This is a genomic window from Ferrovibrio sp. GW821-FHT12F09, assembly GCF_058806775.1.
This window is the reverse complement of record NZ_JBXAPZ010000001.1, coordinates 2,362,166-2,376,511: the sequence shown is the minus strand read 5'-3', so window position 1 is coordinate 2,376,511 and position 14,346 is coordinate 2,362,166. Positions and strand designations below refer to the sequence as shown.

General features: G+C 62.4%; 12 protein-coding genes and 1 tRNA gene. 2 read left to right on the top strand and 11 right to left on the bottom strand.

Annotated elements, in window-relative coordinates:
• Positions 1-80: 80 nt before the first annotated feature.
• Together AC1ROB_RS11795 and lon are read right to left on the bottom strand one after the other, a co-directional pair.
• Positions 81-353, bottom strand: coding sequence for an HU family DNA-binding protein (locus AC1ROB_RS11795; RefSeq protein ID WP_492970974.1), 273 nt, complete (start codon positions 351-353; stop codon positions 81-83).
• A gap of 29 nt (positions 354-382) precedes the next feature.
• Positions 383-2,797 carry an endopeptidase La gene (lon, locus tag AC1ROB_RS11790; RefSeq protein WP_492970975.1) on the bottom strand — a complete coding sequence of 805 codons (2,415 nt, stop codon included), beginning with the start codon at positions 2,795-2,797 and terminating at the stop codon, positions 383-385.
• Positions 2,798-2,928: 131 nt separating this feature from the next.
• On the opposite strand from lon, the gene AC1ROB_RS11785 reads away from it, so the two are divergent.
• Positions 2,929-3,117, top strand: a complete 189-nt coding sequence (locus AC1ROB_RS11785; RefSeq protein ID WP_492970976.1) for an antibiotic biosynthesis monooxygenase family protein — start codon at positions 2,929-2,931, stop codon at positions 3,115-3,117.
• A 185-nt stretch (positions 3,118-3,302) separates the two neighbouring features.
• Here AC1ROB_RS11785 and clpX read toward each other — a convergent pair whose 3' ends face one another.
• A complete protein-coding gene (gene clpX / locus AC1ROB_RS11780; protein WP_492970978.1) occupies positions 3,303-4,565 on the bottom strand; it encodes an ATP-dependent Clp protease ATP-binding subunit ClpX in 1,263 nt (420 codons plus the stop codon).
• 246 nt (positions 4,566-4,811) lie between these two features.
• Complete coding sequence (gene clpP / locus AC1ROB_RS11775) at positions 4,812-5,432, bottom strand: ATP-dependent Clp endopeptidase proteolytic subunit ClpP (protein ID WP_492972201.1); 621 nt, start codon at positions 5,430-5,432, stop codon at positions 4,812-4,814.
• Between the two features lie 138 nt (positions 5,433-5,570).
• On the opposite strand from clpP, the gene AC1ROB_RS11770 reads away from it, so the two are divergent.
• Positions 5,571-6,137, top strand: a complete 567-nt coding sequence (locus tag AC1ROB_RS11770) for a putative glycolipid-binding domain-containing protein (protein ID WP_492970979.1) — start codon at positions 5,571-5,573, stop codon at positions 6,135-6,137.
• A 63-nt stretch (positions 6,138-6,200) separates the two neighbouring features.
• On the opposite strand, the gene tig is transcribed toward AC1ROB_RS11770, so the two are convergent.
• The 7 genes from tig to AC1ROB_RS11735 all read right to left on the bottom strand — a co-directional run bounded on the left by tig (position 6,201) and on the right by AC1ROB_RS11735 (position 14,251).
• Positions 6,201-7,523, bottom strand: coding sequence for a trigger factor (gene tig, locus AC1ROB_RS11765; protein WP_492970980.1), 1,323 nt, complete (start codon positions 7,521-7,523; stop codon positions 6,201-6,203).
• Between the two features lie 57 nt (positions 7,524-7,580).
• Positions 7,581-7,665, bottom strand: a tRNA-Leu gene (locus AC1ROB_RS11760).
• A 115-nt stretch (positions 7,666-7,780) separates the two neighbouring features.
• Positions 7,781-8,473 (bottom strand): hypothetical protein, encoded by a 693-nt coding sequence (locus AC1ROB_RS11755; protein ID WP_492970981.1) that lies wholly within the window; start codon positions 8,471-8,473, stop codon positions 7,781-7,783.
• Positions 8,474-8,805: 332 nt separating this feature from the next.
• Positions 8,806-10,071 (bottom strand): PepSY-associated TM helix domain-containing protein, encoded by a 1,266-nt coding sequence (locus tag AC1ROB_RS11750; RefSeq protein ID WP_492970982.1) that lies wholly within the window; start codon positions 10,069-10,071, stop codon positions 8,806-8,808.
• Between the two features lie 9 nt (positions 10,072-10,080).
• Positions 10,081-12,399, bottom strand: coding sequence for a TonB-dependent siderophore receptor (locus AC1ROB_RS11745; protein ID WP_492970983.1), 2,319 nt, complete (start codon positions 12,397-12,399; stop codon positions 10,081-10,083).
• A gap of 262 nt (positions 12,400-12,661) precedes the next feature.
• Complete coding sequence (locus AC1ROB_RS11740) at positions 12,662-13,672, bottom strand: FecR family protein (RefSeq protein ID WP_492970984.1); 1,011 nt, start codon at positions 13,670-13,672, stop codon at positions 12,662-12,664.
• Positions 13,673-13,744: 72 nt separating this feature from the next.
• Positions 13,745-14,251 carry an RNA polymerase sigma factor gene (locus tag AC1ROB_RS11735; RefSeq protein WP_492970985.1) on the bottom strand — a complete coding sequence of 169 codons (507 nt, stop codon included), beginning with the start codon at positions 14,249-14,251 and terminating at the stop codon, positions 13,745-13,747.
• Positions 14,252-14,346: the final 95 nt, after the last annotated feature.

Genomic DNA, 14,346 nt, shown 5'->3' with positions numbered 1-14,346 from the left:
AAGGGCCGCGCCTCCTGGGAGGCACGGCCCTGCGGTTTGATCAGAAAGAATGGGGTTTGATCAGAAAGAAACCGACGCGGTCAGCCGACCGCCTCCTTCAGCGTCTTGCCGGCGCGGAATTTCGGCTGCTTCGTCGGCGGCAGATCGATCCGCTCACCGGTTCGTGGGTTACGGCCCGGGCTTGCCGCCCGGGTTCCCACAAAGAAGCTGCCGAAGCCAACGATCCGGACCTCATCCCCGCGGCGAAGCGCCTCGGTGATAAGGTCGAAGACCGATTCCACGGCCCGTTCCGCCTGTTCCTTGCTGAGGCCCGCGCTGTCGCGCACCTGGGCCATCAGGTCCTGTTTATTCACGCTGGCGCCCTCCGGACTGCTGCCTGCGGTCAATGCTTGACCATGCCCTCACGGTCGCCTTCGCCTTCCGGCTCGACCACCGCAGGTTTGTTCAAATCGTCAACGTCTGCCCACTCAATTGGTTTCAATTCCGCCACTAAAGCGTGCTTGAGAACCTCCTCACAGGTGGCCACCGGGACGATTTCGAGACCCTTTTTGACATTGTCCGGGATCTCGACCAGGTCCTTTTCGTTCTCCTTCGGGATCAGAACCTTCTTGATGCCGCCGCGATGGGCCGCCAGAAGCTTCTCCTTCAGGCCGCCGATGGGCAGGACCCGGCCCCGCAGGGTGACCTCGCCAGTCATCGCCACGTCCTTGCGGACCGGGATGCCCGTCAGCACCGAGACGATCGAGGTGACCATGGCCACGCCGGCCGAGGGGCCGTCCTTCGGGGTTGCCCCCTCCGGCACGTGGATATGGATGTCCCGCTTGTCGAAGATCGGCGGCTTGATACCGAAGGCCACCGCCCGGGCGCGCACGAAGGAGCGTGCGGCCTGCACGGATTCCTGCATCACTTCGCCCAGCTTGCCGGTGATGGTCATGCGGCCCTTGCCGGGCAGCATCACCGCTTCGATGGTCAGCAGCTCGCCGCCCACTTCCGTCCAGGCCAGGCCGGTGACCGTGCCGATCAGATCCTCCAGCTCGGCTTCGCCATAGCGGTGACGACGCACGCCGGCATACTTGTCGAGGTTCTTCGGTGTGACCTTCACCGACTTCACGCCCTTCGACAGGATTTCCTTCACCGCCTTGCGGGCCAGGTTGGCCAGCTCACGCTCCAGCGAACGCACGCCGGCCTCACGGGTGTAGTAGCGGACCAAGTCGCGCAGGGCCTCGTCCGTGATCGACCACTCGCCCTTCTTCAGGCCGGCGGCTTCGATCTGCTTGTTGATCAGGTGGCGCTTCGCGATCTCGATCTTCTCATCTTCGGTGTAACCCGGGATGCGGATGATCTCCATACGATCCAGCAGCGGCTGCGGCATGCGCAGGCTGTTGGCCGTGCAGATGAACATCACGTCCGAGAGGTCGTAATCGACCTCGAGATAGTGATCGCTGAAGGTACTGTTCTGCTCAGGGTCGAGCACTTCCAGCAGCGCCGAGGACGGATCGCCGCGGAAGTCCTGGCCCATCTTGTCGATCTCGTCGAGCAGGAAGAGCGGATTGTTGGTCTTCGCCTTCTTCATCGACTGCACGACCTTGCCGGGCATCGAGCCGATATAGGTGCGGCGATGGCCACGGATTTCGGCTTCGTCACGCACGCCGCCGAGCGACACGCGCACGAAGTTGCGGCCGGTCGAGCGGGCGATCGACTTGCCCAGCGAGGTCTTGCCGACGCCCGGCGGGCCGACGAGGCACAGGATCGGGCCTTTCAGCTTGCCCGAACGCTGCTGCACGGCGAGGTACTCAAGGATACGCTCCTTGACCTTCTCCAGACCGTAGTGGTCGTCGTTCAGCACCTTCTCGGCGTTCTTGATGTCCTTCTTGACCTTGCTGCGCTTGCCCCACGGGATCGACAGCATCCAGTCGAGGTAATTGCGGATGACGGTGGCTTCGGCCGACATCGGGCTCATCGAGCGCAGCTTCTTCACCTCGGCCACGGCCTTTTCACGGGCTTCCTTGCTGAGGCGGGTCTTCTTGATACGCAGTTCGATCTCGGCCACCTCGTCGCGGCCGTCCTCGCCCTCGCCCAGCTCCTTCTGGATCGCCTTGAGCTGTTCGTTCAGGTAATACTCGCGCTGGGTCTTCTCCATCTGGCGCTTCACGCGCGAGCGGATCTTCTTCTCGACCTGCAGCACGCCGATCTCGCCTTCCATCATGGCGTAGACGCGCTCGAGGCGTTCCACCACATTGGCGATTTCCAGCAGCTCCTGCTTATCGCTGATCTTGATGGTCAGGTGCGAGGCGACCGTGTCGGCCAGCTTGGAGGCGTCGTCGATCTGGTTCAGTGACACCAGGACTTCCGGCGGAATCTTGCGGTTCAGCTTCACATACTGTTCGAACTGGTTGATCACCGAACGCGACAGCGCTTCGATCTCACGACCTTCGCCGACATCGTCGCTCACCACTTCGGCCTGAACCTGGAAGAAGTCGGCGTTCTCGTTGAACTTGACGATCTTGGCGCGCTGGCTGCCCTCGACCAGCACCTTTACGGTGCCGTCAGGCAGGCGCAGCAGCTGCAGCACCGAGGCGATGGTGCCGACCGTGTGAATGTCTTCGGGGTTCGGATTGTCCTGGCCGGCGTTCTTCTGGGCGACCAGCATGATCTGCTTATCGTCCTTCATGACATCTTCGAGCGCCCGCACCGATTTCTCGCGACCGACAAAAAGCGGCACGATCATGTGGGGGAATACGACGATGTCCCGCAGCGGCAGGACAGGGAAGACTTGGGCGCGGGGTGCTGTAAACATGCTTGGCTTCATCCTGAAGGACGGCTATTGGGAGGCCGGAAAGGCGCCCGATTTTGCCGCCTGATGGCAGTTAAGATGGGAATTCCGGCAAGGTCCGTCAAGCCACGGTCCCTGCAACAAAAGGCATAGTGATGATACAACCCGAGTCGCAACCGAACGAGATACTGGAACTGGCCCTGCTTGACGTTCGCGGCGGACAGACCCGGGCCTTTGAAACCGCACTCAGCGAGGCTTTGCCGCTGATCCGGCGCCAACCCGGCTGTCTGAAAGCCGAGATAAGGCCCTGTGTGGAAAACCCAAACAGATACCTGTGCTGGTGACCTGGGTCACACTGGCGGCCCATGAAACCGGCTTCCGCCAATCGCAGGATTACCGCCGGTGGCGCGCCTTACTGCACGGATTCTACGAACCTTTTCCCGTCGTGGAACATTACGGGCCGCCACTCGGCTGAGCGCGGCCCGCAACTTATCAACAGGGTTAACGCCGTCAGAAAGCAGCAACGCCGTCAGGCGCTGACGTCTTCCTGCTTGCGGTCGGCGTAAATCAGCAGCGGCTTGGCGCGGCCCTCGACCACGTCTGGCGCGATCACCACCTCCTCGACACCGTTCATATTCGGCAAATCGAACATCGGGTCGAGCAGGATCGATTCCAGGATCGAGCGCAGGCCGCGGGCGCCGGTCTTGCGGGCAATCGCCTTGCGCGCCACCGCACCGACGGCTTCTTCGGAGAAGGTGAGCTTGACGTCTTCCATCTCGAACAGGCGCTGATACTGCTTGATCAGGGCATTCTTCGGCTTGGTCAGGATGTCGACCAGCGCCGGCTCGTCCAGATCGTTGAGCGTGGCGATCACCGGCAGACGGCCGATGAATTCCGGGATCAGGCCGAACTTGAGCAGATCGTCCGGCTCGACTTCTGCCAGGATCTCACCCGAGCGGCGCTCGTCCGGACCACGCACTTCGGCGCCGAAGCCGATCGAGGTGCCCTTGCCGCGACCGGCAATGATCTTCTCCAGGCCGGCAAAGGCGCCGCCGCAGATGAACAGGATGTTGGTGGTATCCACCTGCAGGAATTCCTGCTGCGGATGCTTGCGGCCGCCCTGCGGCGGCACGGAGGCGACCGTGCCTTCCATGATCTTCAGCAGGGCCTGCTGCACGCCCTCGCCCGACACGTCGCGGGTGATGGACGGGTTGTCGGACTTGCGGCTGATCTTGTCGACTTCGTCGATATAGACGATGCCGCGCTGCGCCCGCTCGACATTGTAGTCGGCCGACTGCAGCAACTTGAGGATGATATTTTCCACGTCCTCGCCCACGTAACCGGCTTCGGTCAGCGTGGTGGCGTCAGCCATGGTGAAGGGCACTTCCAGGATGCGGGCCAGCGTCTGCGCCAGCAGGGTCTTGCCGCAACCGGTCGGGCCGACCAGCAGGATGTTCGACTTGGCCAGTTCGACGTCGTTGTTCTTGCCGCCATGGCCGATGCGCTTGTAGTGATTGTGCACCGCGACCGAGAGAACCTTCTTGGCGTGGTTCTGGCCGATCACATAATCGTCGAGCACCCGGCAGATTTCCTGCGGGCTCGGCACGCCGTCCCGGGTCTTCACCAGAGCGGACTTATGCTCTTCACGGATGATATCCATGCAGAGCTCAACGCACTCGTCACAGATGAACACCGTCGGACCGGCAATCAGCTTGCGCACCTCGTGCTGGCTCTTGCCGCAGAACGAGCAGTACAAGGTGTTCTTGGAGTCACCGCCGCTCAATTTGGTCATACCTGCTCCACTGAGCGGGCCGGCGCCGGGCGACGCAGGCCCCTATTCCATCGAATCGTCATCATAAGGAAGCCACGCTCCGCACACAACGGAGATAGGCCCCCGAAGCCCCCACCAAAAGCCCGGAAAGGGGTCACATTACGATGATTTAACGCCCTCAGGCCGCCCGGCAAGCCGGCTGGCTGCCCAAGCGCCTGACATAGCGGCGAAAATCGCCGCCGGGCCGTACCGGGAACGAACCGTCCCTTACTTCTTGGGAGCGGTTTCGGGGCGCTTCTCCGCAACTTCGTCGACCAGACCAAAAGCCTTGGCTTCGGTCGGGGTCAGGAAACGGTCGCGTTCCATCGCCGTCTCGATCTTGTCCACATCCTGGCCGGTATGCTTGGCATAGATGGCGTTCAGGCGGTTGCGCAGATTCAGGATTTCCTGGGCGTGGATTTCAATGTCCGCCGCCTGGCCCTGGAAGCCGCCCGAGGGCTGATGGACCATGATCCGGGCATTGGGCAGGGAATAGCGCATGCCCTTCTCACCCGCCGCCAGCAGCAGCGAGCCCATCGAGGCCGCCTGGCCGATGCACAGCGTCGAAATCTTCGGCCGGATGTACTGCATCGTGTCGTAGATCGCCAGGCCGGAGGTCACCAGACCGCCGGGGCTGTTGATATACAGCGAGATTTCCTTGTTCGGGTTCTCGGCTTCCAGGAACAGCAACTGCGCCGTCACCAGGGAGGCCACCGCATCGTTGACCGGGCCGACCATGAAGATGATCCGCTCTTTCAGCAAACGGGAGTAGATGTCGTAAGACCGCTCGCCCCGGTTGGTCTGCTCGACCACCATCGGGACCAGCATGTTCATGTAAGTATCGACCATCTTTTCCATGGGACGCCCTGCAACTGAGAAATTTGTTCCCTTAATGTGGCGCAGACCCCCGCGTCCTTCAATGGCCCGGGACTGGGAACTTGCCCAACCGGAGGCCTGTTAGCGTCTCGGCTGACGAAGGAGGTGCCAATGGCCGACTGTGCATTCTGGCAATGCCTGTACACGCCCGGGCATGATGCGGCCTGCCTGGCCCGTCGCGGCACGGACGGCTGGCTGCTGCACGGAACCACCGTATTCCGGCACGAGGCTGGGCCCGCTTCCGTCAATTATGCCGTCGAGATCGACGCGGCATGGCGGAGCCGGCGCGGCACCGTACAGGGCTGGCTGGCTGGCCGCCGGCTGGATCACGTGATCGAGCATCGGCCCGGCAATGGCCCTCTGGGTGGCTGGTATCTCGACGACAGGCTGATCGACGAGCTCGGCCATCTTGTCGACCTTGATTTCGGCTTCACCCCAGCAACCAACCTGCAGCAGCTGCGCCGCGCAGACCTCAAGCCGGGCCAGACCATCGACATGTCAGTCGTCTGGTTCGATCTGAATGAGACTGGCCTGGTCGCGCTGCCCCAGCATTACGAGCGCCTTGATGAGACGCGCTATCAGTATGCCTCGCCGTCGGGACCCTACGAAGCGGTTCTGGAACTTGCGCCGAACGGCTTCACGAAAACCTATCCCGAGCTCTGGCGGATGGAGTCCTGAACGAAAATGAAAAAACGCCGGGCAAGCCCGGCGTTTTCCTTACATTGGCATAGGATCGGACGATCAGGCGACCGCCTCGACCTCCTTCTGCAGTTCTTCCTTGCTGACCGGCTTGTCGGTCACGGTGGCCATCTCGAGGATGAAATCGACCACCTTGTCTTCGAAGATCGGGGCGCGCAGGCTGTTGGCGGCCTCCGGGTTCTTCTGGAAATACTCCATCACCTGGCGCTCCTGGCCGGGGAAGCGGCGGGCCTGCTCGACCATCGCGCGGGTGACTTCGTCGGGCTTCACTTCGATGTTGTTGACGCGGCCGACTTCCGACAGCAGCAGACCGAGGCGGATGCGGCGCTCGGCGATCTTGCGATACTCGGTCTTCAGTTCGTCCTCGGTCTTCTTTTCTTCGGTCAGTTCGGCTTCCAGGCGCGCCTTGTCGCCGCTGATCTCGGTCCAGATCTGCTGGAATTCCATATCGACCATGCCTTCCGGCACGGCGAAGCTGTTCTGCTCAGCCAGCTGGTCGAGCAGGCCGCGCTTCAGCTTCATGCGCGACAGGCTCTTATACTCCTGGCCCAGGTCGCGCTTGATGTTCTCCTTCAGCTCCTGCAGCGAGCCGAGGCCGAAACGCTTGGCCAGCTCGTCGTCGATCACGACAGCGCCGGCGCCGCGGACTTCCTTCATGGTGCAGGCGAATTCAGCCGGCTTGCCGGCGAGGTCGGCATTGCCGTAATTCTCCGGGAAGGTGACGGTGACGGTCTTGTCGTCGCCGGCCTTCAGGCCGACCAGCTGGTCCTCGAAGCCGGGGATGAAGCTGTTGGAGCCCAGCACCAGCGGATAATCGCTGGCGGTGCCGCCTTCGAACTTCACGCCGTCGACGCTGCCCGAGAAATCGATCACCACCTGGTCGCCCTTTTCAGAGGCGCGCTCGACCTTCTCGTAGGTCTTCTGCTGGTCCGACAGGCGGGTCAGGAATTCATCGACTTCCGTATCGGCCGGCTCGACCACCAGACGCTCAAGCTTGATCGCCTTGTAGTCGCCGGCCGGGATTTCCGGCAGCACCTCGATGGCGATGGTGCATTCGAAATCCTTGCCTTCCTCGAAGGTCTGGATGTCGACCTTGGGCTGCATCGCCGGACGCAGGTTCTTTTCTTCCAGGGTCTGCTGAAGCGCGGTGTTCACCGACTCTTCCATCGCCTCGCCCAGCAGGGCGCGACCATACTGCTTCTTCACCAGCGCGGCCGGCGCCTTGCCCGGACGGAAGCCCGGCATGTTGACCTGGGCGCGGATGGTTTCCAGCTTCTGGTTGACGGTGCTTTCCAGCGCGGCGGCGTTGATAACCACCTTGTATTCGCGCTTCAGGCCGGAGGCGCTGATTTCCGTGATCTGCATGACCGAACTACCTGTCTCTTCGTAAGAAATTTCGTGGCGCCAGCGCTGCCGGGAAACTGGTGCGGGCGGAGGGACTTGAACCCACACGCCTTGCGGCACAGGAACCTAAATCCTGCGTGTCTACCAGTTCCACCACGCCCGCTTTTCCCGCGCCGGGGCCGGCGCGAAGGCGGAAGTCTATAGCACGGTCAATACGGCCGCGCGAGGCTTTTGGGGGGTTTTCCGCAGGCCCGGAAAACCGGGATTAACGGCTTGTTTCAGCTGGGCTTTTTGGCCGGGCGCTGGTCGCAGCGCAGCATCGCCGCGCGCTCGGCGAACCACTTGTCGCTGTAGCCGCAATCGCGGAACTCGTCATAGAACGGCCCGCCGATCGTGTAATGCACGATGGAGACGTCCTTTTCATAAGGATCGTAGTCGGCCAGGTGGTTCCAGCGATGCGGCAGGTCGCCGATCTGGTGGTCGCCGTCCAGCCATTTGAACTGGTGCAGCTGCAGCCCGGTGGCGGTGTTGACGAAATCGGGCGTCAGCGCCGTGCATTTGGCGCAGTTGAACAGCATGACGCTGGACCAGTTCTTCTTCTCGTATTTGGTCTGCACCTTGTCGAGGAACTTCAGGTCCTCGGCCGGCACATGGTTGTGTTTGACCACCTGCACGGCATAGCGCTCGTCGCGCAGGTCCCACAGCTTGGCGATGTCGTCCACCACCGCCATGTCGTCGTCCATGAAGATCGCCCAGCCCTCGAAACCGGCCAGATACGGGGTCAGGAAGCGGGAAAACGAGAAATCGGTCGACTGGATGGCGTCATGCGGGCGCTTGTAGATGCCCTGGAGCTGGTTCAGCGCCAGATGGGTGATGGCCACCGGCTGCGAACTGTTGCGAATGATGCTGTGGGCGGCGACGCTGGAGGCCACCGGGGCCGCCCGGCTGTAGCCGATAAAGACGCGAATCATCCTGACTCTCCCGAAGATCCTCCGTGCTTACCCTACCAAACTCTACCAATTATTAACGGCGGCGGTCTGCCGTTATCCCCGGACGGGTTCCGGATGCTTCCCGATAGTTCCGGATGCTTCCCGCAGCTTCCCCCGACCTTCGTTTGCGTTCGTTTCGCTTCGTTTGGGCTTCGATTGCGTTCGCTTGGCTTCGTTCGGCTTCGTTCGGCTTCGTTCGGCTTCGCGTTAACTAAAACATCCACTCAAAGTGGTAATTTTAACTTTCTTAATATAGAACTTAAAGAGAACATTTCAATGGGCATTTTCCGAACCTCTGGCTGGCCCTGCCGCGACTACCCCGGCTGAGCGGTCCCGGAGGCCGAAGCCCTGGCGTCACGGCGCAGCGTGGCAGTCCGCTTGCGGTACCAGATGATGACACCCGTAACCGACAGCGCTGCGACGACGATGCCCATGACCGAAACAACGATGCGCCCCGGCAGGCCGAGGATGCGGCCTGAATGCAGGGGAAACTGCAGGCGTAAAAAGACATCGCCCGCGGTGCCCTGCCACGGAAGCTGCTCGCCGCGCGATCGTCCGGTCTCGCTGTCGAAGTAGAGCACTGTCGCGCCTCCGGCCGTTGACGCGAATTCATCGCCCGGCACGAAGAAGCTCACGCCATACACGCCGAAGCGGTCGGCATACGACACCTTCCCGACCGGCGCCGTCCAGCCGCGCCGGTCGGCCTCGCTACGGCCGATATCCGCGATGCCGGAAAAGGAAATCGCCGGATGTCCCGGATCAGGTGTCACGCGCCGGTACTGCCTGTCGTAAGGACCAGGCGTCAGGCCGGAGAGGAAAGACATGAGAGGCCGGGCGGCTTCGTTATACAGATTGATCGACGCACCGCTGAGCGCGAGCACGAACAGCAGTATCCAGGTCCACAGGCCGAAGGCGCGATGGATATCGAAATTGATGCGATACGCACTGCCACCGGTCTTGATAACCCAAGCCGGTCGCCAGCGCGCGAACCAGCCGCGTGCCAGCCGCCGCTCCACCGCCGGCAGCCGATCGGCCCTGGCAGCGCGGCCGGGCGGCAGCGTGAGCCAGAAGCCGACAAAACAATCCAGCATCCAGATCACGGCGATTGCGCCCATCAGCCAGATGCCCCAGCGCGCCGGCAGGTGAAGCGAATAATGGAAAATGTACAGGAAGGGAATCAGGTGCGCACGATCGACACGGCCTGCACCGTATTGGCGCTGGCCGAGAACTGTGCCGGATGACGGATCGATGAAAATCTGGTTGTAGCCGATGACGAAATGCGTGCCCGTCGCGGGATCGATACGCGGCGCGACATAGGCCAGCGCGGCGCGCCCCGGCGCATCCGGCACCTGGATAGTGGTGACATAGATCTGCGGCCTCGCCGCCTGCACCGCCGACACCAGCTCGCCGAGCGGACGATCCGGCCCGACAGCAGGAACCCGGAACAGATCCGGGTTCAGCCATGTGTCAAGTTCGGCATGGAAGGCGACGATGCTGCCCGTCAGCCCGGCGACCACCAGAAAGACGGCGAGCGCCAGGCCGGCATACCGATGCAGCTTCGTCAGGATGACGCGGCGCACGAACCCCCGTCACCAGGCATATTTGAGCGTGGCGAGCACCACGCGCCTGCCGCCGAACTGGCATCCGGTCAGGCTGGCGCAGTTGGATACATATTCCTTGTCGGCAAGGTTAGCACCATTGATGGCGATCTGTGCCCCCGCCAGCGACGGACTCAACTGCTTCAGGTCATAGCTGACCTCGGCATCGAAGACCGTGAAGCTCGGAACCTCGAAGCTGTTCGTGGTATCGCCGAAGGTCGCGCCGATATAGCGGCCGCCCACGCCCAGGCGCAAACCGGCCATCGGCCCATACTTGAAAGTGTAATCCGTCCACAGCGCAGCCATGTTGGTCGGGACAGCCGTTGGCGTCTTTCCCCGGTCCGTGCTGTTGCTCTTCGTCACTTCTGCATCGGTATGAGTATAGGCGGCGACCAGGTTCCAACCTTCGGTCAGGCTTGCCTTGCCTTCCAGTTCAAAGCCTTTTGAGCGCACCTCGCCGGTCTGGATCCTGAAACTGGTGTTTGCCGGGTTGGGTGTGGTGACATTCTCGCGGCGCAGGTCGTAGGCCGATGCCGTGATAAAGCTGTTGTATCCGGTCGGCTGGTATTTGACGCCGATCTCGTACTGCGTGCCGGTCTCCGGCTTGAAAGGCTGCCCGGCGATATCGGTGCCGGAAACAGGCAGGAAGGATTCGCTGTAGCTCACATACGGCGCCAGGCCGTTGTCGAACAGATAGACCACGCCTGCACGTCCGGTGAAGGCATTGTCGGTCATGTCCGTCTTCGTATTGCCGAGACGGTTATCGGTCTGGGCCCGCGCCCAGTCATGACGGCCGCCGAATGTCAGCACCCAGTTCCTGTCGAACTTCACCTGGTCCTGCAGATACAGGCCGAGCTGATCGGAATGCATGTCGGTGCTGGTCGTGATGGCCGGCATCGCGATGCTGCTGCCATAGACCGGATTGAACATGTCCAGGGTCGTCACCGCCGTGCCACCCAAGCGATGATCCACGGTGGTGCCATAATAGTCGGCCCCCATCAGCAGGGTGTGGTCGATATTCGCGGTCTTGAACTTCACCTCAGCCTGGTTATCGAGCGTGGCGATCTGGGCGTCGCCGAAGGTTACCGACGTGCTGCGATTGATGGTGCGCTGGTTCGCCTGGATGCCGGTTACGCGGATGAAGCGCCGGTCGACTTCCATGTCTCGGTAGCGGGCATTCTGGCGCAGGGTCCATGAGTCGCTCAGCAGATGTTCGAGCTGATATCCGATCGATGTTGCTTCGTTGGTCATCTGGTCGAAATTCGGCTCGCCGACGAAGAGGCTGGAGGGAATCTTGCCGTTCGGGTTGGACAAGACGGAACCGGCTGCGGGCACGCCCGTATTGAAGGCGCCGTCCTGGCGGATGTAGTCGGCGAAGAGCGTCAGGCTGGTCGCGTCCGTCGGATTCACGGACAGTGAACCCGCGACGAAGACACGGTTGTCCTTGGTATAATCGACCTGCGTGTCGCTATCGCGGCCGAGCGCCGTCAGCCGATAGCTGACCTTGCCATTCCCGATCTGGCCGCCTGTATCGCCTGCAATCTGCTTGCGGTCGAAGTTGCCGCCCTGCACTTCAACTTCACTGAATGGCGTGCCGGTCGGGCGCTTGGTGACGCTGTTGACGATGCCGCCGGGAGAATTCATGCCATACAGGACCGACGCCGGGCCGCGCAGAACCTCGACCCGCTCCAGAGCGTATGGCTCGGTGATGTCGTAGCCATAGAAATCCGTGGTCGAGCGGCGCAGGCCATCCTGGTACAGGTTGCCAGCGAACTGCGTGAAGCCGCGAATGATCAGGCCGTCATGCACGGCCTGCACGCCGGCCGATTCCGTCCGGATACCGGAGGTATAGCGCAGCGCTTCGGCCACCGTGCGAGGCTTCTGCGTCTCGATCTGGTCGCGCGTCACGACCGAGATCGCCTGCGGCGTCTCGATCAGTGGCGTGTCGGTCTTGGTTGCGGTCGCACTGCGTTTTGCCACGAAGCCATCCACCGGACCCCAGGCGGTTTCAGGGGCGCGCTGGCCCTGCACCGTCAGGGTCGGCAGCACTGTGTTGCCGCTGCCGCGCGGCGCTTCCACCAGGCTCAATCGGCCGGGGCCGGTCTGGCTGTAGGTATAGCCGGTGCCGTCCAGCATGCGGGCCAGCGCTTCCTGCGGCGTCATCGAACCCGAGACGGCCGCGCTGCGCAGGCCCTGCACCTTGGCGGAATCATAGACGATCTGGATGCCGGCACGGTCGGCCAGTGCCAGCAGGGCGCGGTTGAGGTCCTGGGCCGACAGGTTGAACTCGATACGCTGTCCAATCTGCATTTGTGCCTGCGCAGCCGGGACGGCTGCCATCAGCCCCACAGCCAGTGCCATTGCACCCAGCGTCGCGCCCAGACGGTTGCACGACATCGGTCCCGGCAGTGTCGGCCGGGTAAAAGGCTTCGCCCCCATACTCAAATCCCCCTTACGCCCATATGACTATGCGCAAATGCCTTGCAGTTGCGACTTCATTACGAGGACGTGCCAGGGCGCAGAACCGAGTAAGGCTTTTTATAAAATGTTGTTTTGAGGCTGATTTCTGCTGTCAGTAGATCACAGCCAGCAGCGGCAGCAGCCGCGCCTGGGCTTTCAACTCGCTGGCAATGGCTTTCACGGCGCCATCGATATCGTCGGTATTGAAGATGCCACTGATCCGCCGGTCGGCCAGGCTGCGATCGGCAATCACGATCTGCCCGCGCCGGTAGCGGTTCAGCGCGGCAATCACCTCAGACAGCGGCTGCTGGTCGAAGATCAGTTTGCCGCGCTGCCAGGCCGTCATGCGGGCCACATCCGCCGCATCGAGCGGCGCGATTCTCCCCGCGGTGTCATAGGCAATCGCTCGGCCGCTCGGCAACACGGTCCGGTCGGTCTGGTTTGTCGTGCCAGTCGCGACTTCCACTGCATGTTCGGTGACGGCGACCTGCACGCCGTCCGCTAAAAGCTCGACAGAAAACTGCGTGCCCAGAGCGCGGGTCGAACCGTTCCGGCCCGCCACCACAAACGGGCGGCCGCCCGCGGTAGCCAGCGGCGCGACGGTGAAATAGGCCGAACCGGAGAGCAGTTCGACGCGGCGCTCGGTGCCCGAGAAATTCAGGGCCAGCGCAGAGTCCGGTGCGAGATCCGCCGTGCTGCCATCGGGCAATTTAACGCTGCGCATCGTGGCTGGCGCGGCGGCATAATCGGCGCGCAGCAGCAGAACGGGATTGCCGAACCAGAATGATGCGGCCGCAACGATCACCGCAATCGAGGCCGCCATCGCGCTGATGGCCGGCCAGTGACGCACACGGCCCGGCCGTGCCGGCTGATCCAGCAGAGGCGCGATATCCTGCCGCAGATATCCCGGCTCACGGCCCACCGCGGCCATCCGATGCCATGCTGCCTCGGCCGCGTCGAAGGCGGTGCGATGGGCGGTACTGCGGTTCAGCCAGATCTCGAACCTGCGCTGCTCGGCGGGACTGAGGGCGCCGCCAAGCTGTCGCGCAAGCCATTCGCTGGCTTCATCCGCGACGGTGTTATCCGGATCGACGAGCGGGTTCACGATGCTGGTCCACGACATGCTTTCATCACGAAGACGATTCATTACTAAGACGATGGGGGCGTCCGAATCACGTAACTCTGGTGGCAAGACTCAATCCGACTGCAACTTTATGCGTCTGGTGACATGCCGGATCGCCCGGCTCAGATGCTTCTGGACCGTACTGGTTGAAACATCCAGCGCGGCGGCGGCCTCGGCATAGCTCATGCCTTCTGCGCGCACCAGAAGAAAGGCCTGGCGCGTCAGCAGGGGCAGTTCGGCGACAATGGCCTGCAGGCGCTCCAGCTCCTGCCGCGCCTCATAGGCGCGGTCGATGGCCGGTGCGTCTTCGGCGACTTCGGCCATCGCGTCATGGGCGGTGGGCGTCGTCTGCTGGCGGCGCTCCATGCGGATATGATCGATCGCCAGGTTGTTGGCGGTGCGGAACAGGTAGGACCGCTCTTCCAGGATGACGCCGGAGCCGTTCTGCTGGGCGAAGCGGATGAAGGTTTCCTGCGTCAGGTCGGCAGCCAGCTCCATATTCCGGAGCTTGCGGTGCAGGTAGGCCTGGATCTCGGCCCGATGGGCGAGAAACAGACGTTTTAAATCCCTGCCTGGCACCCTGTCCGCCTTACCCTGACCCCGAAGACCGACAGAATAATGCTAGTGATAACCAGTCGCAACAAATAACCGTGGTGAATCGCCCGACTACGGTA